This is a genomic window from Streptomyces sp. WAC 06738, from assembly GCF_003945505.1.
GTDB lineage: Bacteria > Actinomycetota > Actinomycetes > Streptomycetales > Streptomycetaceae > Streptomyces.
Genome location: NZ_CP029618.1, coordinates 1,978,163 through 2,001,370, shown reverse-complemented (window position 1 = coordinate 2,001,370; position 23,208 = coordinate 1,978,163). Strand labels below are relative to the sequence as shown.

Genomic DNA, 23,208 nt, shown 5'->3' with positions numbered 1-23,208 from the left:
GCTGCGGCCCCGATTTCTGAAATCGATTGCGTGCCGGAGGGCTTGACAGTCCCTCCGTTCAACTCCCGCTCTCTGCACACCCCTTGACCGACTCGCCGACCGCGCCTAGCTTCTCGTGAAATCGATTTCGAGAAGACTGGGAGGCACCGTGGACAGACATGGCCGGATTCGCGGCGGCATCGCCGCCCTCCTCGCCGTGGTGACGGCGCTGGCGACCGGGGGCCTGGCGGCGGCCGCGCCCGAGGCGCCCGAGCCGCGCGGCGGCCCCGACCGGGCCGCCGCCAAGGGGCCCGTCGGATGGGACACGTACCGGCAGCTCGACCGGCTCTCCGACCTGCCGGCCGGGGTGCACACGAAGCAGTTCTCCAGCTTCGACCGCACCGGCGGCAACGCGCACGACGGCTTCGACGGCAAGTACTCCTGTCTGCGGACGACCGCCGCCGGCTGCGTCATCGCCGAGCAGGCCGGGGCCGGCGAGATCGGCGCCATCTGGTTCACCCGCGACGAAGGCGACGTCAGCAGGACGGGCCGGATCACCATCGAACTCGACGGCGAGAAGGTCGTCGACGCACCGCTCCAGGACCTGGTCGACGGCAAGCTCGGCGCCCCCTTCGTCAGCCCGCTGGTCGCCAACGCCGACCAGACCTCCGGCGGCGTGGTGATCGAGGTGCCGATGCCGTACCGCGAGTCGATGCGGATCACCACCGAGCACAACCCGCTCTTCCACCACGTCTCGTACCGCACCTTCGCCGACGCCGAGGGCGTCACCACCTTCGACCCGGACGACCCCGCCGCCGACGTGGTCGCCGCCCTGCGCGCCGCCGGCACCGCCGACCCCAAGCCGGCCGTGCCCGGCGCGCGCACGCAGCGCACGGGTCTCTCCCTCGCGCCCGGCGCCTCCCAGACCCTCGCCCGCGCCGACCGGCCCGGGCTCCTCACCGAGCTGCGCCTGAAGCTCCCGCAGGCCCCCTACGTCCAGCCGCGCAGCGAGACCGACGACGGCAGGGCGTACGGCGCGGGCGGCGGCAGCGAGTTCACCCTCGCGATCGACCCCGGCAACGAGGGCGTGCGGCTCACCCGCCGCTACGACCCGATCATCGCGAACCAGGTCGCCACCGTGTACGTCGACGGCCGCGAGGCGGGCACCTGGGGCCCGACGCCACAGGCCGGCGGCGGGCTGTGGGGCGAGGACAGCGTGGAGCTGCCCGCGGAGCTCACCGCGGGGAAGTCGGAGATCACCGTACGCAACGCCTTCGTCTCCTCCGACCTCGACGTCAACGAGTTCACGTACTGGGCCGACAGCCGCGTCGGCGGCGAGACGCGCCGCACCGACACCATGGACGTCGGCGACGCCGCGAGCGAGACCGCCCACGGCTACGCCATCACCGCGCCGAACTGGCAGGGCGTGCGCACGTACGACTACCCCTCGGCGACGGTGAGCGCGCCGAACTCGCCGCGGCCCAGGACGTGCTCCAGGGCCTCCGGCTGCGCGCCACCTTCGACGGCGAGCGCACGGTCGACGCCCCGCTCGGCGAGTTCTTCGGCTCGGGCCACGCGACCGCGCCCGTACGGGCCCTGATGTACGGCATCGACGCCGAAGCCGCGGGCGGGCCCGTCCTCACCTCCTGGTGGCCCATGCCGTTCGCGCGGAACGCGAAGGTCGAGCTCTACAACGGCTCCGACACCGCGATCACGTCCGGCACCGCCGAGGTCACCGCCGCCCCGTCCCGCACCCACGCCCAGGCCGTCGCCTCCGGCGACGCGGGCCGCTTCCGCGCCACGTCCCACGCGGGGCCGACGGTGCCGGGGGAGAGCTGGGACTTCCTCGCGACGGCCGGCACCGGCAAGTTCGCCGGCGTCACCCACACCATGACCGGCGAGCTGAACCGCAACTACCTGGAGGGCGACGAGCGCGTGTACGTCGACGGTGCCCGCACCCCGCAGATCCACGGCACCGGCACCGAGGACTTCTACCAGAGCGGCTGGTACTTCAACCGCGGCACCTACGCCCAGCCCTTCAACGGCAACCCCACCCACCTCGGCCCGCCCACCGGCTGCGCGGCGGACCGGGACTGCACGGGCACGTACCGGCTGATGATCCACGACGCGGTGCCGTTCACCCAGGCCATCGACTTCGACATCGAGCACGGCTTCGTCAACGACAAGCAGGCGGACTATTCGTCGACCGCGTACTGGTACGGCGAGAAGGAGGCGACCGGCGCGAAGACCGACACCCTGGACGTGGGCGACCCGAAGAGCGAGGAGGCGCACGGCTACGCGTCGGACGCCCCGGGTGACGTCACCGGGCTGGACTCCGTCTTCGAAGGCGACGCGCAGAAGCCGCTGCGCCTCACCGCCGACACCCGCGCCACGACGGCACCGGTCAGCTTCACCCTGCGCGTCGACCGCGGCAACGCGGGCGTGGAACTGCGCCGCACGAGCGACCAGGCGGCGCCGTACCAGCGCGCGGCGGTGCGGGTCGACGGGAAGCGGCTGCCGGACTGGCTCCAGCCCCTGGGCAACGCGGAGCGCCGCTGGCTGGACGACACGTACCAGATCCCGGCGAGCGCGACGGCGGGCAAACGGCAGATCACGGTGACGCTGGCGCCGGCGGCGGACGCCCCGCCGTGGTCGGCCGAGTCGTACGAGGCCCACAGCCTGCGCGACGGCGGCTGACCCCGTCCGCCCCCTCAGGCGGGGAACAGCGGGTGGCCGTCCCGGGCACGGGAGGGCCACCCGCCGGCGTGCCGGGTCAGTCCGTGCCGAAGGAGTGCACGGTGGTGGAACGGTAGGTGTCGCCGGGCCGGAGGACCGTGGAGGGGAACGACGGCTGGTTCGGCGAGTCGGGGAAGTGCTGGGTCTCCAGGCAGAAGCCGTCGCCCTGGCGGTAGACCCGGCCCGAGGTGCCCGTGAAGGAGCCGTCGAGGAAGTTGCCGCTGTAGAACTGCAGACCGGGCTCGGTGGTGGCGATGCTCATCGTGCGGCCCGAGGACGGCTCCCGGACGGTGGCGACGCGTTCGGGGGCGCGGGTGATGCCCTTGTCCAGGACCAGGTTGTGGTCGATGCCCTTGCCGTAGAGCAGTTGCTCGTGGTCGTCGCGGAGGTCCGCGCCGATCGTCTTCGCGCGCCTGAAGTCGAAGGGGGTGCGGGCGACCGGAGCCAGTTCGCCGGTGGGGATGAGACCGGCGTCGACGGGGGTGTAGCGGGAGGCCGCTATTCGCAGCTCGTGGCCGTAGACGTCGCCGCTGCCCTCGCCGGCGAGGTTGAAGTAGACGTGGCTGGTGAGGTTGACGACCGTCGGCGCGGAGGTGGTGGCGGCGTAGTCGATGCGCCAGTCGCCCTCCGCGGTGAGGGTGTAGTCGACCCTGGTGGTCAGCGCGCCCGGGTAGCCCATCTCGCCGTCGCCGCTGACGTAGCGCAGCGTCAGGCCCACGCCCGCGGCGGAGGTGAACGGCTCGACGTCCCACACCCGCTTGTCAAAGCCCTTGTCGCCGCCGTGGAGGCTGTGGTCGCCGTCGTTGAGCGGCAGTTGGTAGGTCCGGCCGTCGAGTGCGAAGCGGCCTGCGGCGATGCGGTTGCCGTAGCGTCCGATGAGCGCGCCGAAGTACGGGCTGAGGGCGACGTAGTCACCGAGGCCGCCGAAGCCGAGCGACACGTTGGCGTACCGCCCGTGCCGGTCGGGCACCTCCAGGGACTGCACGATGCCGCCGTAGGACAGCACTCCGAGCCGGGTGCCGCCGTTGCTCAGCGTCCAGCGGTCCACGCGGGTGCCGTCGGCCAGCGTGCCGAACGGCTCGCGCACCGGCTTGCGGGGGCGGCCCGCGGTGTCCGCCGCGGCGGGGGCCGCCAGGCCGGCGGCGGCGAGGCCCCCGGCCGTGGCGGCGAGTAACGTCCGTCTGCTGGTCGCCGAAGGCGCGGCGACCGGTGCTCGGTCCTGGGTCATGTCGATGCAGCTCCTCGTTGAGGGAAGGGGGCAGGACGCACGGGTCACGCCCTACGCGCCCGCCCGGCGTTTGTTCCAGATGTCGAAGCCCACCGCCGCCAGCAGCACCAGGCCCTTGATGACCTGCTGGTAGTCCGTGCCGAGGCCCACCAGCGACATGCCGTTGTTCAGCACGCCCAGCACCAGGCCGCCGATGACCGCGCCGAACACCGTGCCGATGCCGCCGCTCATCGACGCGCCGCCGATGAAGGCCGCCGCGATGGCCTCCAGTTCGAACATCTCGCCGGCCTTCGGGACGCCCGCGTTGAGGCGGGCCGCGTAGACGCAGCCGGCGAGGGCGGCGAGGACGCCCATGTTGACGAAGACCAGGAAGGTGACGCGCTTGTCCTTGACGCCCGACAGCGTCGCCGCCGCCCGGTTGCCTCCCAGGGCGTAGACGTGGCGGCCCACGACGACGTTGCGCATCACGTAGCCCAGCGAGACCAGCAGGCCCGCCATGATCAGCAGGACCACCGGGACGCCGCGGTAGCTGGCGAGCATCAGGGTGGCGACGACGACGGCGGCGACGATGAACGCGCACTTGCCGAGCCACAGGGGGTACGGCAGCACGTCCAGTTCGTACGACAACTGGCGGCGGCGGTCACGCCACTCCTGCCACAGCAGGAACAGGCCGACGCAGAGCCCCAGCAGCAGGGTCAGGTTGTGGTAGTTGGTCTCGGGGCCGGTCTCCGGGAGGAAGCCCTGGGCCATGTTCTGGAAGCCCTTGGGGAAGGGGGAGAGCGACTGGCCTTCGAGCACGATCTGGGTGAGGCCGCGGAAGACCAGCATGCCCGCGAGCGTCACGATGAATGACGGGATGCCGACGTACGCGATCCAGAAGCCCTGCCACGCCCCCGCCGCCGCGCCGATGAGCAGCGAGCAGACCAGCGCCAGCGGCCACGGGAAGTCGTGGTTGACCATCATCACGGCCGACATCGCGCTGGCGAACGCGCACAGCGAGCCCACCGACAGGTCGATGTGCCCGGCGATGATGACGATCATCATGCCCATCGCCAGGATCAGGATGTAGCTGTTCTGCTGGACGATGTTGGAGACGTTGCGCGGCAGCAGCAGCGTGCCGTCGCTCCATACCTGGAACACCACGACGATCAGTCCGAGCGCGACGAGCATGCCGTACTGCCGCATGTTGTTGCGCATCGCGTCCAGCAGGGCGCCTGCGAGCGCGCCGCGGGATCCGCCGGCGGCGGGGGCGGCGGGCGGGGTGTCGCGCTTCTCGGTGGTGAGCGGGCTCATCCTTCGTCCCTTACGTGCGTGGTCATGTGGCGCATGAGGACTTCCTGAGTGGCTTCCGACCGCGGCACCTCGCCGGTCAGCCGGCCCGCGGCCATGGTGTAGATCCGGTCGCACATCCCGAGCAGTTCGGGAAGCTCCGAGGAGATGAAGACCACCGCCTTGCCGCGGGCGGCCAGCCGGTCGATGACCGTGTAGATCTCGTACTTCGCGCCCACGTCGATACCGCGGGTGGGCTCGTCCAGGAGCAGCACCTCGGGGTCGGCGTGGATCCACCTGCTGAGCACGACCTTTTGCTGGTTGCCGCCGCTCAGCCGGTTCACGGGCTCGAAGACCGTCGGGGTCTTGATGTTCATCGACGTGCGGTAGCCCTCGGCGACCCGCCGCTCCTCGTGCTCGTCGACCGCGCCGCGGCGGACCAGCTTCGGCAGGGCGGAGAGCGTGATGTTGCGCATGACGTTGTCGATGAGGTTGAGGCCGTACGTCTTGCGGTCCTCCGTGACGTACGCGATGCCGTGCCGCACCGCGTCCGGCACGGTGCGGGTGTCGACCTCGCGGCCGTCGACCCGTACCGTGCCGGACTCGTACCGGCCGTAGGAGCGGCCGAAGACGCTCATCGCCAGCTCCGTGCGGCCCGCGCCCATCAGGCCCGCGATGCCGACGATCTCACCGCGCCTCACCTCGATCGAGACGTCGTCGACGACCTTGCGCTCGTGGTCGATGGGGTGGCGCACGGTCCACCCCTCGACGGCGAGCGCGACCGTGCCCGCGTCGTCGCCCCGGTAGTGGGAGCGCTCGGGGAAGCGGTGGTCGAGGTCGCGGCCGACCATCGCGCGGATGATGCGGTCTTCGGAGAGCGCCGGACCCTCGCCGCCCGACTCCGCATCCCGTACGGCCAGCGTCTCGATCGTCCGGCCGTCGCGCAGGATCGTCACCCTGTCCGCGACCTGCCGGATCTCGTTCAGCTTGTGCGAGATGAGGATGCAGGCGATGCCCTGGTCCCGGAACTCCCGGATGAGGTCGAGCAGTTTGCGGCTGTCCTCGTCGTTGAGTGCCGCGGTGGGCTCGTCGAGGATGAGGAGCTTCACCTTCTTCGACAGGGCCTTGGCGATCTCCACGAGCTGCTGCTTGCCCACGCCGATGTCCGCAATCCGGGTCTGCGGCTTCTCCGCGCCCAGACCGACGCGCTTGAGCAGCGCGGCGGCGGCGCGCAGCGTCTCGTTCCAGGAGATGACGCCGCGCTTCGCCTGCTCGTTGCCGAGGAAGATGTTCTCCGCGATGGACAGGTACGGCACCAGGGCCAGCTCCTGGTGGATGATGACGATGCCGCGCTCCTCGCTGGCCCCGATGTCCTTGAAGGCACAGGGTGCGCCCTCGAAGAAGATCTCGCCCTCGTAGCTGCCGTGCGGATGGACTCCGCTGAGGACCTTCATCAGCGTCGACTTGCCGGCGCCGTTCTCGCCGCAGACGGCGTGTATCTCGCCGGGTGCGACGGTGAGGCTGACGCCGGCCAGCGCCGTGACCCCGGGGAAGGTCTTGGTGATGGCGCGCATCTCAAGGACCGCAGCGGTCACGTGAGGTCCCCGGCCTTGTAGTAGCCCTCCTCGACCAGCAGGTCCGTGTTGGTCTTGTCGATGCTGACGGGATCCAGCAGGAACGCGGGGACGACCTTGACGCCGTTGTCGTACGTGTCGGTGTCGTTCACCTCCGGCTTGCCGCCGGTGAGCACGGCGTCGGTCATCTGCACGGCCTGCTTGGCGAGCTTGCGGGTGTCCTTGTAGACGGTCTGCGTCTGCTCCCCGGCGATGATGGACTTCACCGACGCCAGCTCGGCGTCCTGGCCGGTGACCACCGGCAGTTCCTTGCCGCCGCTGCCGTAGCCCGCGCCCTTGAGCGCGGAGAGCACGCCGATGGAGATGCCGTCGTACGGGGAGAGCACGGCGTCGACGTCCTCGGCGCCGCCGTAGTTGCCGCTGAGCAGGTCGTCCATGCGCTTCTGCGCGGTGCCGCCGTCCCAGCGCAGGGTGGTGACCTGGTTCAGCTTCGTCTGGCCGGAGCGCACCGTGAGCTGTCCGGAGTCCAGGTAGGGCTGGAGTACACCCATGGCGCCGTTGAAGAAGTAGCGGGTGTTGTTGTCGTCGGGGGAGCCCGCGAAGAGCTCGATGTTGTACTCGGCGTCCTTGTCCTCGTCGAGCTTCAGCGCGTCCACGATGTACTGGCCCTGGAGCCTGCCGACCCGCTCGTTGTCGAACGAGGCGTAGTAGTCGACGTTCTCCGTCTCCAGGATCAGCCGGTCGTACGCGATGACGGGGATGTCCGCCTCCTTGGCGTCGGCCAGCACCTCCGTCAGCGAGGTGTTGTCGATCGCCGCGACGACGAGCGCGTCCACGCCCTTGGTGATCATGTTGTCGATCTGCGAGACCTGGTTCTCGACCTTGTCCTCGCCGTACTGGAGATCGGTCTCGTAGCCGGCGGCCTCGAACTGCTTCACCATGTTCTCGCCGTCGGCTATCCAGCGCTCCGACGACTTCGTGGGCATCGCTATGCCTATTGTGCCGCCGCCCTCGGCGCCGTCCTTCTTCTCCTCGCTGCCGCCCTCGCTGTCCTGGCCGCAGGCGGCGAGGGCGAGGGCGAGCGCGGAGACGGCGGCGGCGGTCCGCAGACGGGCGATTCGGGGCGTGCGGGGGGTGCGCATGGCGGTCAGTTCCCTTCGGATACGGAGGCGGGGGAGGACTCGGAGGCGGAAACGGGGGCGGGGGCGGGGACGGACCCGGGAGCGGGCGATCCGGTCCCGGGAGCGACACCGGACCCGGCCCCCGGGAACCTGTGCAGCGCCCCCGGCAGCCGGGACCCGGGCGGCGACATCGCACCGCCCGCGCCGAGCCGGTCGAGGAGGTCCAGGACCAGCCGCCCCCGGCGCACCCGCTCGCGCGCGGTGGCGAGCACCGTCTCGCGCATGTGGGCGCCGTACGGGTAGATCCCGGGGGCCTTGGAGAGGCCGAACTTCAGGTACAGCGGCGCCCCGCGGCGGATCAGCTCGGCGGCGTCGTACATCCGCACGTAGCCGCCGAGGTCGTCGGGCGCCTCCACGTACAGGTCCATCGGCGCCGCGCTCACCCGGCGGATCTCGGTGAGCTGCTGGAGCGAGAGGTCCGAGGGGATGTTCAGCGAGTCGGCGCCGAGCCGTTCCCACACCGCGTACGCGGCGGGGTTCACCGGGCCGACGAGCGCGGAGACCTTGAACGTGGTGTCGGCGGGCAGCTCGCCCATCTCGCGCAGCCCGTGCAGCAGCCACAGCACCCCCTCGTCCGCGACGAGCAGGCACCGCACGCCCAGCCGGGCGGCGCGCAGCGCGTCCTCCACGCAGCCTGCGAGCTGGTCGTGCCCGCGGGCCCGCAGCCCCGCGCCGCCGGAGGGGCTGCGGGTGGCGCCACCGGTGTCCCAGGTGCCGCGCGGGCCGGTGAACAGCGACAGCTCGATGTCCCGCGCCGCGCAGGCCGCGACCATGTCGGCGATCTCGGCGTCGGTGAGCATCCACACGCCGCTGCCCTGGCTGATCCGGTGCACGGGCACCCCGAGGCGGGTGCTCTCCTCCAGCACCGCGGCCAGCGCCTCCGGTCCCTCGACGGAAGGGATCTCGGTGCGCCAGCGGCCGCCGTCGGGGAAGGCGTGCGGCGAGGTGTCGGCGGGATCGGGCGGCGGGGCCGCGAAGCCGAGGCGGCCGAGGGCCGGTTCACCGGGAGCGTGAGGCACGGTACTCCTTCGTTCGTCATGTCGGACGTCGTTCGGTTTCGTACCGATGGGAAGGCCGTGGCGGCCGGACGCGCACCTACGGCCGCAGCAGCACCTTGCCCACCGCCGGATCCCCGCCGCCGACCAGGCCGACGGCCTTCTCGTACGCGTCCAGCGGCAGTTCGTGCGTGATGAGCGCCGCCGGGTCCATCCGCCCGGCGCTGAACGCCCGCACCGCGTACGACCACGCCGCCGACGAGGCACCGAAGACCCCGTACACGGCGATCTGCCGCATCGCCAGCGCCACCGGGTCGACCCCCGCGGCCCCGCCGGGCGGGATGCCCGCGACGACGACCCGCCCCCCGCGCCGTACCAGCTCCACCGCGGCCGCCGCGGAACGCTCCGCCCCCGCCGTCTCCACCACCATGTCGTACGCCCCCGCCAGGTCCCCGGCAGCGCCGGGCGCCACCGCCCGCGCGCCGAACCCCCGCGCCGCCTCGGCCCGTTCCGCCCGCGGCTCCACCACCAGCAGCTCCGCCGGCGCGTACCCGGCGAGCAACTGCACCGCCAGCAGCCCCAGCGTCCCGCCCCCCACGACGGCGACCCGCTCACCCGGCAGCGGCGCCCCGCGCAGCACCGCCGCCGCGGCGACGGCCGCCGGCTCCAGCAGCGCGGCGGCGCGCAGGTCGGCGTCGTCGTCCAGGACGTGCAGCAGCCGCGCCGGCACCGTGACCGTCTCCGCGAACGCCCCGGCGCGGGTGAACCCCGTCTCGTCGTACGGCCCGGCGCACAGGTTCGTCTCGCCGGCCCGGCAGCGCGCGCACACCTGGCAGCAGCGGAACCCCTCCGCCACCACCCGGCGCCCGGCCAGCGCCGCGTCGGCGCCGGGCCCGACCTCCGCCACCGTGCCCGACCACTCGTGGCCGGGCGTCAGCGGGTAGGTGACGTAACCGGCCGGCCGGGTGCCGTCGTACACCTCGCGGTCGCTGCCGCACACCCCGGCCGCGTACACCCGCACCCGCACCTCGCCGGGCCCCGGCGGCGGCGACGCCACGCTCGCGACCCGCGCCCGCCCCGGTTCGCGCAGCACGACCGCGCGGTGGGACTCAGTCATCGGGGTTCCTCTTCTCCCAGCCGTCCGCCCACAGGTCGAAGTGCGCCCGCTGCTGGGGGAACTCCGCCGCCGCGTCGGTGTCCAGCTCCACCCCCAGGCCCGGTGCCTCGGAGCGCGTGAAGTAGCCGTCGACCACCTCGGGCGCGCCCTTGACCACTTTCTTGATCTCCGCGTCGGCGAAGTCGTTGAAGTGCTCCAGGACCTTGAAGTTGGGGGTGGAGAAGCCGACGTGCAGGGAGGCGGCGGTCAGCACCGGGCCGCCGACGTTGTGCGGTGCGAGCAGCACGTAGTGGGTCTCGGCGGTGGCGGCGAGTTTGCGGGTCTCCAGGATGCCGCCGACGTGCCCCACGTCCGGCTGCACGATGTCCGCGGCCTGGCTCTCGAAGAGCTCCCGGAACTCGATCCGGTCGTGGATCCGCTCACCTGTCGCCACCGGCACGTCCACCCGCCCGGCCACCTTCGCCAGCGCCTTGAGGTTCTCCGGCGGCACCGGCTCCTCCAGCCACGCCGGCCGGAACGGCGCCATCTCCCGCGCCAGCCGCACCGCCGTGGCCGGGGAGAAGCGGCCGTGCATCTCCAGCATCAGCTCCGTCTCGTCGCCGACGGCGTCGCGCACGGCCTCGATGAGGGAGACCGCGTAGCGCGACTCGGCGTGGTCCAGCTCCAGGCGGCCCGCGCCGAACGGGTCGATCTTCAGCGCCCGGTAGCCGCGCTCGACCACCCGGCGGGCGGCCTCGTGGTACGCCTCGGGCGTGCGCTCGGTGGTGTACCAGCCGTTGGCGTACGCCTTGACCCGGTCGGTCACCGCCCCGCCGAGCAACTGCCACACCGGCACGCCCAGCGCCTTGCCCTTGATGTCCCAGCAGGCCGTTTCCACGCACGCGATCCCCGACATCACGATCTCGCCCGCCCGGCCGAAGTCGCCGTACTTCATCCGGCGGACCAGATCCTCGATCGCGAACGGGTCCGAGCCCGCGATGTGGTTCACCTCCGCTTCGCGGAGATAGCCGACCAGGGCGTCGGTGCGGCCCAGCATCCGGGTCTCGCCGACCCCGGTGAGGCCCTCGTCGGTGTGCACCTGGACATAGGTCAGGTTCCGCCAGGGGGTGCCGACGACGTGCGTGCTGATTCCCGTGATGCGCACGGCTGGTGGCTCCTTCACCGCGTTCGAGATTTCGTCAGGCGTTCGAAATACAGGCGTGACGGTAAGGAGGCGGGCGGCGGGTGTCAACGGTCAGCGCACGGCGAACTCGTAGACCGTGGCCGAACGGTAATGCTCGCCGGGCCGCAACACGGTCGAGGGGAAGTGCGGGTGGTGCGGGGAGTCGGCGAAGTGCTGGGTCTCCAGGGCGAGTCCGTCGCCGGGACGGTAGGCCCGCCCGGACGGCCCGGTGAACGACGGGAAGACGAAGTTCGCGGTGTAGAGCTGCAGTCCCGGCTCCGTGGTGAACACCCGCAGCGAACGCCCCGAGGCGGGCGAGGAGACCTCGGCCACCGGCTCGGGCGCGGCGGTGACGCCCTTGTCGAGCACGAGGTTCTGGTCGTACCCGAGGCCGATCAGCAACTGGGGGTGCCCGGAGCGCAGTTCCGCGCCCACCGGGCGCGCGGTGCGGAAGTCGAACGGCGTGCCCGCCACGTCCGCGATCTCGCCGGTCGGCGCCGAGGTGGGGGAGTTGACGGTGAACCGGCTCGCGGCGACGCGCAGCCGGTGGTCCTCGATGCTGCCGCTGCCCTCGCCGTCGAGGTTGACGTACGAGTGGTTCGTCAGGCTCACCACGGTCGGCGCGTTGGTGGTCGCCTCGTAGTCGAAGCGCAGGGCGCCCTCCGCGGTCACGGTGTACGTGGCCCGCACGTCGAGGGTGCCGGGGAAGCCCTCCTCGCCGTCCGGGCTCGTCCGCGAGAGCAGCAGCGCGGCTGCCCCGGGTGCGGCCGGCGCCGCGGCGGCGGCCCACACCCGCTTGTCGAAGCCGCGGGCACCGCCGTGCAGGCAGTTGGGGCCGTCGTTGGCGGGCAGCGGGTAGGTGCGGTCGCCGAGGGTGAAGGCGGCGCCGGCTATGCGGTTCGCGTACCGCCCGATGAGCGCGCCGAAATACGGGTCCGGATGCTCCACGTACTCGTCCACGGTCGCCAGCCCCAGCACGACGTTCGCGTAACGCCCCGCCCGGTCCGGCACCTCCACGGACTGCACGATCCCGCCGTACGACAGCACCCGCACCCTGGTGCCGCCCGCGACCAGCGTCCACCGCTCGACGGGCGTGCCGTCGGCGAGCTTCCCGAAGGGCTCGGCGGTCACGGAGGGCGCCGGCACGGCGCCGGGCGGGGGCAGGGGAGTCTCGGCCATGACAAAACCCTATGCGGCCCTCCGGGCCGTCCCCAGACCGCCGCCCGCCGCCCGCTCGCCTATCCCTCCCGGGCCTCCCGGAGCTTTTCGTACGCGATCTCCGCCAGGACGTTCTGGCCGTCCTCGTCCGGGTGGAAGGAGTCCCAGCGGCTCAGGTGGTCGCCGGTGAAGGCGTACCGGAACGCCGCCCCGTCGTCGTACACGCAGAGCGGATGCTTCCCGCACTCCTCCGCCAGCACCGCGTTGTACGCCACCACCCGGTCCTGCACCTCCTCGCGCCGGCCGCTGGCCGTCGTGCCGAGGTCCGAGGGGTCCGCGAGCATCGACTGGCAGATGCCCAGCGACCAGACCTGCCGGGTCACCATGCTGCCCCGGCCCACCTCCCACAGCCGCATGAGGCTCGGCACGCTGGACACGTACACCTGCGTCCGCGGCAGGTCGGCCTCCAGCCGGTCCAGCGAGTCCGCCACGGCCGTGCGGTAGTCCGCCACCGGAGTCATTTCCTCCGCGCTCTCCGTACAGGCGTCGTTGGCCCCCATGAGTATCGTCACGAGATCCGGCCTGCGGGCGATGGCCTCGCCCGTCTGGACCGGCAGATCCGCCACTTGCGCGCCCGAACGGGCGAAATTCCACGTGTGCCCCGACGGCTTCTCCAGCAGCCGCCGCGCGAGGCTCTCCACGTCCTTCGAATCGCCCGTCGACCAGGACTTCTCCGGGCAGTCGGTGAGCGGCTCGCAGGCGTGGAACCCGCGGGTGATGGAGTCGCCGAGGGCGGCCACCGACTTCGGCGGCCGGGGCGCCGCCCGGGCCTCCCGCGAGGGCGCGCCCGCCTCCTCCGCGCCGCCTGACGGCGCGGCAGATCCCTTGTCCTTCCCCTGTGTCGCGCCCTCGCCGGTGCAGCCGGCGAGGACCAGTGACATCGCGACCGCCCCCGTGAAGACGAGTGCCGCCCCTTTGCGCATCCCTGCGCTCCCTCCCGCCCCCGAGGTCCTCCTCCGAACGTAGGTCAGCATGCCCAGGACCGACCGTACGGCACGCGCGTGGTGCGACAGCACGGTAGCTTGGCTGATGCTCAACGGGCCGTATCGCGGCGGGATCGCACCCGGTAACGGAGTGTCCTGTTTACCCGGAAAGGCGACCCGTGGTGTTTACTCTAGGCAACTTCGAGCCCGCGGATGGAGGCCCCCGGTGACGACACGTGGAGTTCTGTTCGTCCACTCTGCCCCGCGGGCACTCTGCCCGCACATCGAGTGGGCGGTCGCCGGCGTCCTCGGCGGCCGGATCAGCCTCGACTGGATCCCCCAGCCCGCCTCGCCCGGCACCTGGCGCGCGGAGTTCTCCTGGCAGGGCGAGCCCGACACCGCCTCCCGGCTCGCCTCCGCGCTGCGCGGCTGGCACCTGCTGCGCTTCGAGGTCACCGCCGAGCCGTACGCCACCGCGGAAGGCGAGCGCTACAGCTCCACCCCCGACCTCGGCATCTTCCACGCGGTCACCGGCGTGCACGGCGACATCCTCATCCCCGAGGACCGGCTGCGCGCGGCGCTGGCCCGGGCGCAGCGCGGCGAGACGCACTTGGAGGCGGAGATCGCCAAGCTGCTGGGCAAGCCGTGGGACGACGAGCTGGAACCCTTCCGCCACGCGGGCGAGGGCGCACCCGTCCGCTGGCTGCACCAAGTGGTGTGACCCGGCGGGCCGTCGGGCCCACCGGGTCGCGGTGAGGACAAGCGGGGACGGGCGGGGCCGCGCCGTCAGACCGAGCGGAACGCCAGCACCACGTTGTGGCCGCCGAAGCCGAACGAGTTGTTCAGCGCCACGATCGGTCCCTCGGCCGGCAGCGGCGTCGCCCGCACGGCGATCAGCGCCGGGTCGACCTCGTCGTCGAGGTCCTCGACGTTGATCGTCGGGGGCGCGACGCGGTGCTTCACCGTCAGCACCGCCGCCACCGACTCGATGCCGCCGGCGCCGCCCAGCAGATGGCCGGTCATCGACTTCGTACCGGAGACCAGGACGTGCCCCAGCTCGTCGCCGAAGACCTTCTCCATGGCCTTGATCTCCGCCACGTCGCCCTGCGGAGTCGACGTCGCGTGCGCGTTGACGTGGACGACCTCGGCGGGCGTCAGGTCGTTCTGCGCGAAGAGGTTCTCCAGCGCCGCCGCGATGCCGCGGCCGCTCGGCTCCGGCTGCGCGATGTGGTGCGCGTCCGCCGAGAGGCCCTGGCCGACCGCCTCGCAGTAGACCTTCGCCCCGCGCCGCTTCGCGTGCTCCGCGGACTCCAGCACCAGCACGCCCGCGCCCTCGCCGAGGACGAAGCCGTCGCGCGCCTTGTCGTACGGGCGGGAGGCGCCCTGCGGGTCGTCGTTGTTCTTCGACATCGCCATCATGTTGGCGAACGCCGCGATGGGCAGCGGGTGGATCGCCGCCTCCGTGCCGCCGGCCACGACGACGTCGGCGCGGCCGGTGCGGATCATCTCCACCGCGTACCCGATCGCCTCCCCGCCGGAGGCGCAGGCGCTGACGGGCGTGTGCACGCCGGCCCGGGCGTTGATCTGCAGGCCGACGTTGGCCGCCGGGCTGTTGGGCATGAGCATCGGCACGGTGTGCGGGGAGACCCGCCGGGCGCCCTTGTCCCGGAGGTTGTCGTACTGCTCCAGCAGCGTCGTCACGCCGCCGATGCCGGAGGCGACGACCGCCCCCAGCCGGTCGGGGTCGACCGCCGCGTCCTCGCCCGCCTTGGCGGTGAACCCGGCGTCGGCCCACGCCTCCCGGGTGGCGACGAGCGCGAACTGCGCCGCCCGGTCCAGCTTGCGGGCCTGCGGCCGCGGGATGATCTCGGTGGGCTCCACCGCGACCTCGCCCGCGAAGTGCACGGGCAGTTCCGCGGCCCAGTCGTGGGCCAGGTCGGCGATGCCGGAACGGCCGGCCACCAGGCCGTCCCAGGTGGAGGCGCTGTCGCCACCCAGCGGTGTGGTGGCGCCGATTCCGGTGACGACCACGGTGCGATCGGTCGCGTTCACGTCGATGCTCACTCCGAAGGTTGAGGTGTTTCTACGGCACCACCGCGGGCCGCCGCCCGCGCCCGGGGGGCGCGGGGGAGGGGGTGGCGACAGCGGGAGAGCCGGGCGGTCAGCTCTGGTGCTTGAGGATGTAGTCCGTGGCGTCGCCGACGGTCCTGAGCGCCTTGACGTCGTCGTCCGGGATCTTGACGTCGAAGCGCTCCTCGGCGGCGACGACGACCTCGACCATGGAGAGCGAGTCGACGTCCAGGTCGTCGGTGAACGACTTGTCCAGCTGGACGTCCTCGACCGGGATGCCGGCGATCTCGTTCACGATCTCCGCGAGACCGGCGACGATCTCTTCCTGAGTGGCGGCCATCTTGGGGACTCCTTCTTTCCGTTCCTTGAGGGTTCTCATGGGAGTGAGCTGCGCGGCGGCCGGGGCGCCCCGGCCGCGGGTCAGGGCAGGGTCACGACCGTGGCGGCGTAGACCAGTCCGGCCCCGAACCCGATGACGAGGGCGGTGTCCCCGCTCTTCGCCTGCCCGGTCGCCAGCATCCGCTCCATGGCCAGCGGGATGGAGGCGGCCGAGGTGTTGCCGGTGGTCTCGATGTCGCGGGCGACCGCGACATGCTCCGGCAGCTTGAGGGTCTTCACCATCGAGTCGATGATCCGCATGTTGGCCTGGTGCGGGATGAAGACGTCCAGCTCGTCCGGCGTGATGCCGGCGGCGTCCAGGGCCTCCTGGGCGACCTTGGCCATCTCGTAGACCGCCCAGCGGAAGACCGTCTGGCCCTCCTGGGTGAGCGCGGGGAACTTCACGTCGCCGTTCTCGTCCAGGGGCAGTTGCCCCGGGTCGCCGACGCGGAAGCGGTCCCACGGCACGGTCTGCTTGATGGTCTCGTGCTTGTCGCCCTCCGAGCCCCACACCGAGGGGCCGATGCCCGGCTCGTCCGCGGGGCCGACGACGACCGCGCCGGCGCCGTCGCCGAAGAGGAAGGCGGTGGTCCGGTCGGACTTGTCGGTGAGGTCGGAGAGCCGCTCGACGCCGACGACGAGCACGTGCTCCGCGCTGCCCTCCACGATCAGGCCCTTGGCGAGCGTCAGCCCGTACCCGAAGCCGGCGCAGGCGGCGGAGATGTCGAACGCGGCCGGCTTGCCGGCGCCCAGCAGATGGGCGATCTCGGTGGCCACCGACGGCGTCTGCATGAAGTGCGAGACGGTCGAGATGATCACGGCGTCGACCTGCTCGGCCGTCACGCCCGCCGCCGCGAGCGCCTTGCCGGCGGCCTCGACGGACATCTGCGCGACGGTCTCGTCGGGCCCCGCCCAGTGCCGGGTGGTGATGCCGGAGCGGCTGCGGATCCACTCGTCGGAGGAGTCGATGTACCGCAGGATCTCCTCGTTGGGCACGACGCGGGTCGGGCGGTAGCCGCCGACGCCCATGATGCGGGCGTACGGAGCACCCTTGGTGGGGCGGATCTTCGCGGTCATGCGCTCTCCTCCGCGGCGGCGGCCGTCCCGGCGACGGCGGCACGGGCCTTCTCGATGTCCTCGGGGGTCTTCAGCGGAACCGCCGCCACGCCCTTCAGCGCGCGCTTGGCGAGTCCCGTGAGCGTGCCGCCCGGGGCGGCTTCCACCAGTGCGGTCGCGCCGTGCGCCGCGAAGGTCTCCATGCACGCGTCCCAGCGCACCGGGCTGGCGACCTGCGCGACCAGCCGCTCGACGACCTCCGCGCCCGAGGCCACGACCCGGCCGTCGCCGTTGGACACGTAGGGGATCCGCGGGTCCGCGGGCGTGAGCTGCCCGGTCTTCGCCGCCAGCGCGGCCACGGCGGACTTCATGTGCTCGGTGTGGAAGGCGCCGGCGACCTTCAGCGGCACGACGCGGCGCGCGCCCTCCGGCTTCTCCTCGGCCAGCTCGGCGAGCTGCGCGGCGGTGCCGGCGGCGACGATCTGCCCGGCGCCGTTGACGTTGGCGGGGGTGAGGCCGAGGCGGTCCAGGTGCGCGAGCACGGTGTCCTGCTCGCCGCCGAGCACGGCGGACATGCCGGTCTCCGTGACGGCGGCGGCCTCGGCCATGGCCAGGCCCCTGGCCCGTACCAGCGCGATGGCCTCCTCGTCCGTGATCACCCCGGCGAGCGCGGCGGCGGTCAGCTCGCCGACGCTGTGCCCCGCGACCATGCCGACCTGCCGGTGCAGCGGCCCGGGGCCCTCGAAGAGCGCGTACGCGCTGACGAGGCCGGCGGCGACCAGCAGCGGCTGCGCCACCGCGGTGTCGCGGATCTCGTCCTCGTCCGCCTCGGTGCCGGCGCGGACCAGGTCGAGCCCGGCGACGTCCGACCAGGCCGACAGCCGCTCGGCGACGCCGGGGAGGTCGAGCCAGGGGGTGAGGAAGCCGGGCGTCTGGGCGCCCTGGCCGGGAGCTACGAGTACGAGCACCCTTCAACCTTCTCTTGTCGGGGGTGTCTGCCGCCCGTGGGGACGGGGACGAAGAACACCGGAGGGATTTGTTGAGTCCGAACAAATGACTACGGCTGGGGTTCCGTGTCCGTCAGCCGGCCGAGGATCAGTGCGATACGCAGAGTAAACGCCGAACGGACATCGGACGGGGACCACCCCGTGACATCGGTCACACGTCGCAGCCGGTAGCGAACGGTGTTGGGGTGAACGAACAACATCCGTGCGGCGCCTTCGAGGCTCGACGCCTGCTCCAGGTAGACGCTCAGCGTCTCCAGCAGCGCGGAGCCGGCCTCCGCGAGAGGACTGTAGATCTCCTCCACCAGTTGTTCACGCGCCGCCGGATCGCCGGCGATCGCCCGCTCCGGCAGCAGGTCGTCCGCCAGCACGGGCCGCGGCGCGTCCTCCCAGGCCGAGCACGCCTTCAGCCCCGCCGCCGCGGCCTGCGCGGAGCGCGTGGCGGCCAGCAGGTCGCCGACGACAGGGCCGGCCACCACCGGACCCTGCGCGAACGGGCCGATGAGCGCCTTCGCCGCCTTCAGCGGCTCCGCGCTGCCGCCCGCGATGACCACGAGCCGCGTGCCCAGCACCCCCGTCAGCACCTGGAGCTTCGCGTGCCGCGCCGCCCGCCTGATCGCCTCCACGGTGAGCTCGCTGTCGCCGTCCGGCGCGGTGCCCAGCACCACGCACACGTGGTCGGGCGAGCTCCAGCCGAGCGCCGCCGCGCGGGACACGGCGCCCTCGTCGGCCTCGCCGGAGAGCACCGCGTTCACCACCAGCGACTCCAGCCGGGCGTCCCACGCGCCGCGGGCCTCCGCGGCCTGCGCGTAGACCTGGGCGGTGGCGAAGGCGATCTCGCGGGCGTAGACGAGCAGCGCCTCGCGGAGCGCGGACTCGTCGCCGGGCGCGGCGACGTCCTCGATCGCGGACTCCATCACCTCGATCGTCGTACGCACCATCTCCACGGTCTGCCGCAGCGTGATCGCCCGGGTCAGCTCCCGCGGCGCCGTGCCGAACACGTCGGTCGAGATGGCCTGCGGCGTCTCGGGATGCCGGAACCACTCCGTGAAGGCCGCGATGCCCGCCTGCGCGACCAGCCCGATCCACGAGCGGTGCTCCGGGGGCATGGCCCGGTACCAGGGCAACTGCTCATCCATCCGGGCGATGGCGGCGGCGGCCAGTTCCCCGGACGACTTCTCCAGCCGGCGCAGGGTCGCGGTGTGCGGATGCTGCAACCGAGCGGCGTCTCGGTCGGGCGGCTCGGGTGTCTCGGTCGGTTCAGGCACGGGTCTAGCCTGCCCTATCCGGGTCGCGTCGGACGAAAGCGGCGTCTTTCCGCGGTGACTCCGGCCGCTTCGCGGGGCTTCGGGCGGCTTCGGGCGGCGTACGGTGGCGGGGTGATTCAGCTACGGCGGGGGCGGGGGCGCTACCGCGGCGGGGACGCGGGCGCCGGAATCGAGACGCTGCACGCGTTCTCCTTCGGCGGCTTCTACGACCCGGAGAACGTCCGCTTCGGCGCGCTCGTCGCCTGCAACGAGGAGCGGCTGCGGCCCGGCGCTGGCTTCGCCGAACACCCGCACCGCGACATGGAGATCGTCACCTGGGTCCTCGACGGCGAGCTGACCCACGAGGACTCCGCGGGACGCACCGAGACCGTCCGCCCCGGGGACGTCGCGCGGCTCTCCGCGGGCACGGGCATCCGGCACGTGGAGCGCAACGCGGGCCCGGCGCCGCTGGCGTTCCTCCAGATGTGGTTGATGCCGGCGGCGCCGGGCGGCGACCCGTCGTACGAGGTGGTCCGCGGCATCGCCGACGGCACGCCGCTGGCGGTCGAGCGGGCGGCGTCGGTCCTGCACGTGCGCCGGCTGCGCGCGGGGGAGCGGACGGCGCTGCCGGACGCGCCGTGGGTGTACGTGCACGTGGTCCGCGGCGCGGTCCGCGTCGGCGGCGAGTCCCCGGCGGCGGGGCCGGGGGACGCGGCCCGTATCGCCGGCTGCGAGGGACTGGACCTGACGGCCGAGGAGCCGGCGACGGCGCTGGTGTGGGAGATGCAGCCGGCCGGGGAATAGGGCCGCCGGTGCGGGCGCTTGATGCCGGAAAGCGCCTTGCCCTGCTTCATTCCTATGCGTCATGTCGCTCATGAAACGGAGCCGTGGCCTCTGGCAGGCTGATCTCCCCGTCGAAGAGCCACCGTTCCCGAAGGCATCGAGCCGCTGCCGCCCAGGGGACCCGTGAGGCAACCAGGGAGCCAGTGTGCCGGTTCGGACAGGGATGCAGGAGCCCGACGGGTCGTCCGGTCGTGAGGGAGGCGTTTCCGCCGGTTCGTCACGGCACCGGATGCTGGCGGGCGGGTCGGCCGCCCTCGTATGCCTCCTCCTTTTCGGATGCGAGGTGATGCCCAAGCCGTACGCCCCGCCGAGCAAGAACTCCGGCGGCGGGTACACGTACTACGTCAGCCCGGACGGCGACGACGGCAATGACGGCATGTCCCCGTCGAAAGCCTGGCGGTCCCTGGAGCGCGCCGACGAGGCGAGGCTCGAACCGGGGGACCGGCTGATGCTCAGGGCCGGCGCGCGCTTCCGCGGCGGGCTGCGCTTCGGCGAGCGGGACGCGGGCAGCGCCGAGGCTCCTGTGCGCATCGAGTCCTACGGCAGCGGACGCGCCACGATCGCGGCCTCCGGCGAGACGGGGATCTCCGTCCACAACACGGGCGGTATCGAGATCCGCGACCTCAGGATCGTGGGGAACAGGAAATCCTTCAGGAAGCGGACCGGTATCAATCTCTTCGCCGACACACCCGACGGCAGGAAACTGGATCACGTCACGGTGTCGGGCGTCGAGGTGTCGAACTTCAGGACGGGGATCGGCATCGGCGCCGGGAAGGGCACCTCGGGATTCCGGAACGTGCGGATCAGTGACTCCACGGTGCACGACAACAAGGACGCCGGCCTTTCCAGCTACGGGCCCGACTTCGACGCCGGGGACCCGAAGTACGCGCACGAGTCGGTGACCGTCTCCCGGGTCAAGGCGTACGGCAACGACGGAGATCCGGCGGCCCACGGCCGCAACACCGGCAGCGGCATCGTCCTCGGCAGCGTCCGCCGCGGCAGAGTGCAGCGGGCGGTCGCCCACCACAACGGGGCGAAGTCGGCCGCCAGGGCGGTGGAAGGGCCCGAGGGAATCTGGACCTACGACTCGACCCGCATGGTCATCGAGCACAGCGTCTCCTACGCCAACCACACCGGATCGCGTTCGGACGGGGGCGGGTTCGGCCTGGACAACAACGTGTCCGCGTCGGTCCTCCAGTACAACCTGTCCTATCGCAACGACGGCCCCGGCTACCTGGTCTACACGGCCGTCGACAACCGCGCGCAGAAGGACAACACCGTCCGCTTCAACCTCAGCGGAAGCGACTCCCGGAAGCTGTACATGTACGGCGGAATCGTGGCCTACGGGGAGTGGGTCAAGAATGTGAACATCTACCACAACACCGTGGTGCAGGAGGCGAACGGCCCCTACCCGGTGCCGGCCCTCCGCCTCCAGGCAGGGCTCACGGGTGCCAAGGTGCGCAACAACATCTTCGTCACGGACGGAGCGCCGCTGGTCGAGTCGTCGACGGCGTACACGCCGGCGGAGGTGAAAATCCAGGGCAACAACTACTTCAGTACCGGTGACTGGCAGGTGACGTGGGGTGCCCGGACGTACGGCGCGCTGAGCCGGTGGCGCACGGCCGCGGGTCAGGAACGGCTCGGCTCCACGGCGACGGGGACCAGCGAGGATCCCTGCCTCCCGGTGACGTCGGCCCCGATCACGAGTGTGACCGGGGCCGACGGGATGGTGCCCGGGTGCGCCGACGGGGTGGCGGGTGCGGTGGACCTGAGGGCACTCGGCGTCGACCCCGGCCCCGTGGACTACTTCGGGGAGAGGCTCAGCGAGTCGGCGACGGCCGGAGCGGCGCAGCCCGAGGCACCGTGAGGAATGACGACGCGCGGGGGCTGCCCGCCGGCGGCCGGGGCCGGCCGTCCGAGCGCGTGCACGGTCCAGCCCGCGGCGCGCCACCGGTCGGCTTCGAGACCGTTCCGTGCGTCCAGGACCTTCGGCGCGCGTACGACCGCCGCCAGTGCGACGGGATCGAGGCGGCGGTAGTGACTCCACTCGGTGAGATGCAGCAGCAGGTCGGCGTCCCGGCACGCCGCGCTCACGTCGGTGGCGTACCGCAGGTCCGGCAGGACCCTCCGGGCGTTGTCCAGGCCCTGCGGGTCGTGGACCCGCACCTCGCCGCCCTGGTCGTGGATCGCGGCCGCGACGGCGAGCGCGGGTGAGTCGCGCACGTCGTCGCTGTCCGGCTTGAACGTCGCGCCGAGGACCGCCACCCGGCGTCCGGTGAACGTCCCGCCGGCCAGGTCCCTGGCGAGGGCGACGGTGCGGCTGCGCTGCCGCAGGTTGATCTCGTCGATCTGCCGCAGGAACGCCACCGCCCGGCCCACGCCGAGCTCCTCGGCGCGGGCGGTGAAGGCCCGGATGTCCTTGGGGAGGCAGCCGCCGCCGAAGCCGAGACCGGCGGAGAGGAAGCGCCGGCCGATGCGGGTGTCGTGGCCGATGGCGTCGGCCAGGGTGACCACGTCCGCCCCGGCCGCGTCGCACACCTCGGCCATGGCGTTGATGAACGAGATCTTCGTCGCGAGGAACGAGTTGGCGGCCACCTTCACCAGTTCGGCCGTCGCCGGATCGGTGCCGATGTACGGAACGCCCGCCGCCAGCATGGGTGCGTACACCGCGCGCAGCGTCTCGTCCGCCCGGCTCGAACCGGTGCCGACCACGAGGCGGTCCGGTTCGAGGGTGTCCCGGACCGCGAAGCCCTCCCGGAGGAACTCGGGGTTCCAGGCGACCTCGGCGTCGACCCCCGGGGCGCGTTCCCGCAGCCGGGCGGTGAGCCGGTCCGTCGTGCCCACCGGGACCGTGGACTTGCCCACGATCAGGCACGGGCGGTGCAGATGCGGCGCGAGGGAGTCGATGACCGCGTCGACGTAGCGCAGGTCCGCCGCCTGGGAGCCGCGCTGCTGCGGGGTGCCCACGCACACGAAGTGGACCTCACCGACATCGGCGGCCTCGCGCAGCGAGGTGGTGAACCGCAGCCGCCCCGCGCCGACGTTGCGGGTGAGCACGTCGTGCAGACCCGGCTCGAAGAAGGGCGGCGTGCCTTCGGCCAGAGCCCTGATCTTCCGGGCGTCGACGTCGACGCCGAGGACTTCGTGCCCGATGTCCGCCATGCACGCGGCATGCACGGCTCCGAGGTATCCCGTACCGATGACCGTCAATCGCATACCTGTCCCTGT

General features: G+C 72.3%; 20 protein-coding genes. 5 read left to right on the top strand and 15 right to left on the bottom strand.

The genetic code is table 11. The features are described from left to right. Nucleotides 1–148: 148 nt before the first annotated feature. A complete protein-coding gene (locus DMB38_RS36695; protein ID WP_240662043.1) occupies nucleotides 149–1,579 on the top strand; it encodes a hypothetical protein in 1,431 nt (476 codons plus the stop codon). Continuing rightward, nucleotides 1,468–2,676 (top strand): glycoside hydrolase family 172 protein, encoded by a 1,209-nt coding sequence (locus tag DMB38_RS36690; protein WP_240662041.1) that lies wholly within the window; start codon nucleotides 1,468–1,470, stop codon nucleotides 2,674–2,676. The genes DMB38_RS36695 and DMB38_RS36690 overlap by 112 nt, the downstream gene beginning before the upstream one ends. Nucleotides 2,677–2,752: 76 nt before the next feature. Here DMB38_RS36690 and DMB38_RS08415 read toward each other — a convergent pair whose 3' ends face one another. From DMB38_RS08415 to DMB38_RS08375, 9 genes are all read right to left on the bottom strand, one after another. Beyond that, nucleotides 2,753–3,943 carry an aldose epimerase family protein gene (locus tag DMB38_RS08415; RefSeq protein WP_125934640.1) on the bottom strand — a complete coding sequence of 397 codons (1,191 nt, stop codon included), beginning with the start codon at nucleotides 3,941–3,943 and terminating at the stop codon, nucleotides 2,753–2,755. 51 nt (nucleotides 3,944–3,994) lie between these two features. Continuing rightward, nucleotides 3,995–5,236, bottom strand: a complete 1,242-nt coding sequence (gene mmsB / locus DMB38_RS08410; protein WP_125934639.1) for a multiple monosaccharide ABC transporter permease — start codon at nucleotides 5,234–5,236, stop codon at nucleotides 3,995–3,997. Further along, the gene (gene mmsA / locus DMB38_RS08405) at nucleotides 5,233–6,786 is read right to left on the bottom strand and encodes a multiple monosaccharide ABC transporter ATP-binding protein (protein WP_125938890.1); all 1,554 of its coding nucleotides are present in this window, start codon (nucleotides 6,784–6,786) and stop codon (nucleotides 5,233–5,235) included. The genes mmsB and mmsA overlap by 4 nt, the downstream gene beginning before the upstream one ends. 17 nt (nucleotides 6,787–6,803) lie before the next feature. Continuing rightward, nucleotides 6,804–7,928, bottom strand: a complete 1,125-nt coding sequence (gene chvE / locus DMB38_RS08400) for a multiple monosaccharide ABC transporter substrate-binding protein (RefSeq protein ID WP_125934638.1) — start codon at nucleotides 7,926–7,928, stop codon at nucleotides 6,804–6,806. Nucleotides 7,929–7,933: 5 nt separating this feature from the next. Further along, nucleotides 7,934–8,986, bottom strand: a complete 1,053-nt coding sequence (locus DMB38_RS08395) for a hypothetical protein (protein WP_125934637.1) — start codon at nucleotides 8,984–8,986, stop codon at nucleotides 7,934–7,936. 76 nt (nucleotides 8,987–9,062) lie between these two features. Continuing rightward, nucleotides 9,063–10,079, bottom strand: coding sequence for an alcohol dehydrogenase catalytic domain-containing protein (locus DMB38_RS08390; protein WP_125934636.1), 1,017 nt, complete (start codon nucleotides 10,077–10,079; stop codon nucleotides 9,063–9,065). Then, a complete protein-coding gene (locus DMB38_RS08385) occupies nucleotides 10,072–11,223 on the bottom strand; it encodes a mandelate racemase/muconate lactonizing enzyme family protein (RefSeq protein ID WP_125934635.1) in 1,152 nt (383 codons plus the stop codon). The genes DMB38_RS08390 and DMB38_RS08385 overlap by 8 nt, the downstream gene beginning before the upstream one ends. 90 nt (nucleotides 11,224–11,313) lie before the next feature. Further along, nucleotides 11,314–12,420 carry an aldose epimerase family protein gene (locus DMB38_RS08380; protein ID WP_125934634.1) on the bottom strand — a complete coding sequence of 369 codons (1,107 nt, stop codon included), beginning with the start codon at nucleotides 12,418–12,420 and terminating at the stop codon, nucleotides 11,314–11,316. 59 nt (nucleotides 12,421–12,479) lie between these two features. Continuing rightward, nucleotides 12,480–13,382 (bottom strand): GDSL-type esterase/lipase family protein, encoded by a 903-nt coding sequence (locus DMB38_RS08375; protein ID WP_125934633.1) that lies wholly within the window; start codon nucleotides 13,380–13,382, stop codon nucleotides 12,480–12,482. A 226-nt stretch (nucleotides 13,383–13,608) separates the two neighbouring features. Between DMB38_RS08375 and DMB38_RS08370 the strand changes: the two genes are divergently transcribed. Then, nucleotides 13,609–14,103 carry a DUF3145 domain-containing protein gene (locus DMB38_RS08370; RefSeq protein ID WP_125934632.1) on the top strand — a complete coding sequence of 165 codons (495 nt, stop codon included), beginning with the start codon at nucleotides 13,609–13,611 and terminating at the stop codon, nucleotides 14,101–14,103. A gap of 65 nt (nucleotides 14,104–14,168) precedes the next feature. Here the strand turns inward: DMB38_RS08370 and fabF are convergent, their stop codons facing one another. From fabF to DMB38_RS08345, 5 genes are all read right to left on the bottom strand, one after another. Beyond that, the gene (gene fabF / locus DMB38_RS08365; protein WP_125934631.1) at nucleotides 14,169–15,434 is read right to left on the bottom strand and encodes a beta-ketoacyl-ACP synthase II; all 1,266 of its coding nucleotides are present in this window, start codon (nucleotides 15,432–15,434) and stop codon (nucleotides 14,169–14,171) included. A gap of 109 nt (nucleotides 15,435–15,543) precedes the next feature. Then, on the bottom strand, nucleotides 15,544–15,792 hold the full coding sequence (locus tag DMB38_RS08360; protein WP_101424732.1) for an acyl carrier protein: 249 nt from the start codon (nucleotides 15,790–15,792) through the stop codon (nucleotides 15,544–15,546). A gap of 80 nt (nucleotides 15,793–15,872) precedes the next feature. Continuing rightward, nucleotides 15,873–16,907 (bottom strand): ketoacyl-ACP synthase III, encoded by a 1,035-nt coding sequence (locus tag DMB38_RS08355; protein WP_125934630.1) that lies wholly within the window; start codon nucleotides 16,905–16,907, stop codon nucleotides 15,873–15,875. Further along, nucleotides 16,904–17,854: an ACP S-malonyltransferase gene (locus DMB38_RS08350; RefSeq protein ID WP_125934629.1), complete on the bottom strand. Its 951-nt coding sequence runs from the start codon at nucleotides 17,852–17,854 to the stop codon at nucleotides 16,904–16,906. The genes DMB38_RS08355 and DMB38_RS08350 overlap by 4 nt, the downstream gene beginning before the upstream one ends. A gap of 89 nt (nucleotides 17,855–17,943) precedes the next feature. Further along, nucleotides 17,944–19,158 (bottom strand): helix-turn-helix domain-containing protein, encoded by a 1,215-nt coding sequence (locus tag DMB38_RS08345; RefSeq protein ID WP_125934628.1) that lies wholly within the window; start codon nucleotides 19,156–19,158, stop codon nucleotides 17,944–17,946. A 111-nt stretch (nucleotides 19,159–19,269) separates the two neighbouring features. Here DMB38_RS08345 and DMB38_RS08340 point away from each other — a divergent pair, with 111 nt between their 5' ends. Then, nucleotides 19,270–19,941, top strand: a complete 672-nt coding sequence (locus tag DMB38_RS08340) for a pirin-like bicupin family protein (protein ID WP_125934627.1) — start codon at nucleotides 19,270–19,272, stop codon at nucleotides 19,939–19,941. Between the two features lie 325 nt (nucleotides 19,942–20,266). Next, entirely contained in the window at nucleotides 20,267–21,847 is a 1,581-nt protein-coding gene (locus DMB38_RS08335) for a right-handed parallel beta-helix repeat-containing protein (protein WP_240662039.1), read from the top strand. Here the strand turns inward: DMB38_RS08335 and DMB38_RS08330 are convergent. Next, nucleotides 21,784–23,196, bottom strand: a complete 1,413-nt coding sequence (locus DMB38_RS08330; RefSeq protein WP_164715942.1) for a UDP-glucose/GDP-mannose dehydrogenase family protein — start codon at nucleotides 23,194–23,196, stop codon at nucleotides 21,784–21,786. The two genes, DMB38_RS08335 and DMB38_RS08330, sit on opposite strands and share 64 nt — an antisense overlap. Nucleotides 23,197–23,208 lie beyond the last annotated feature (12 nt).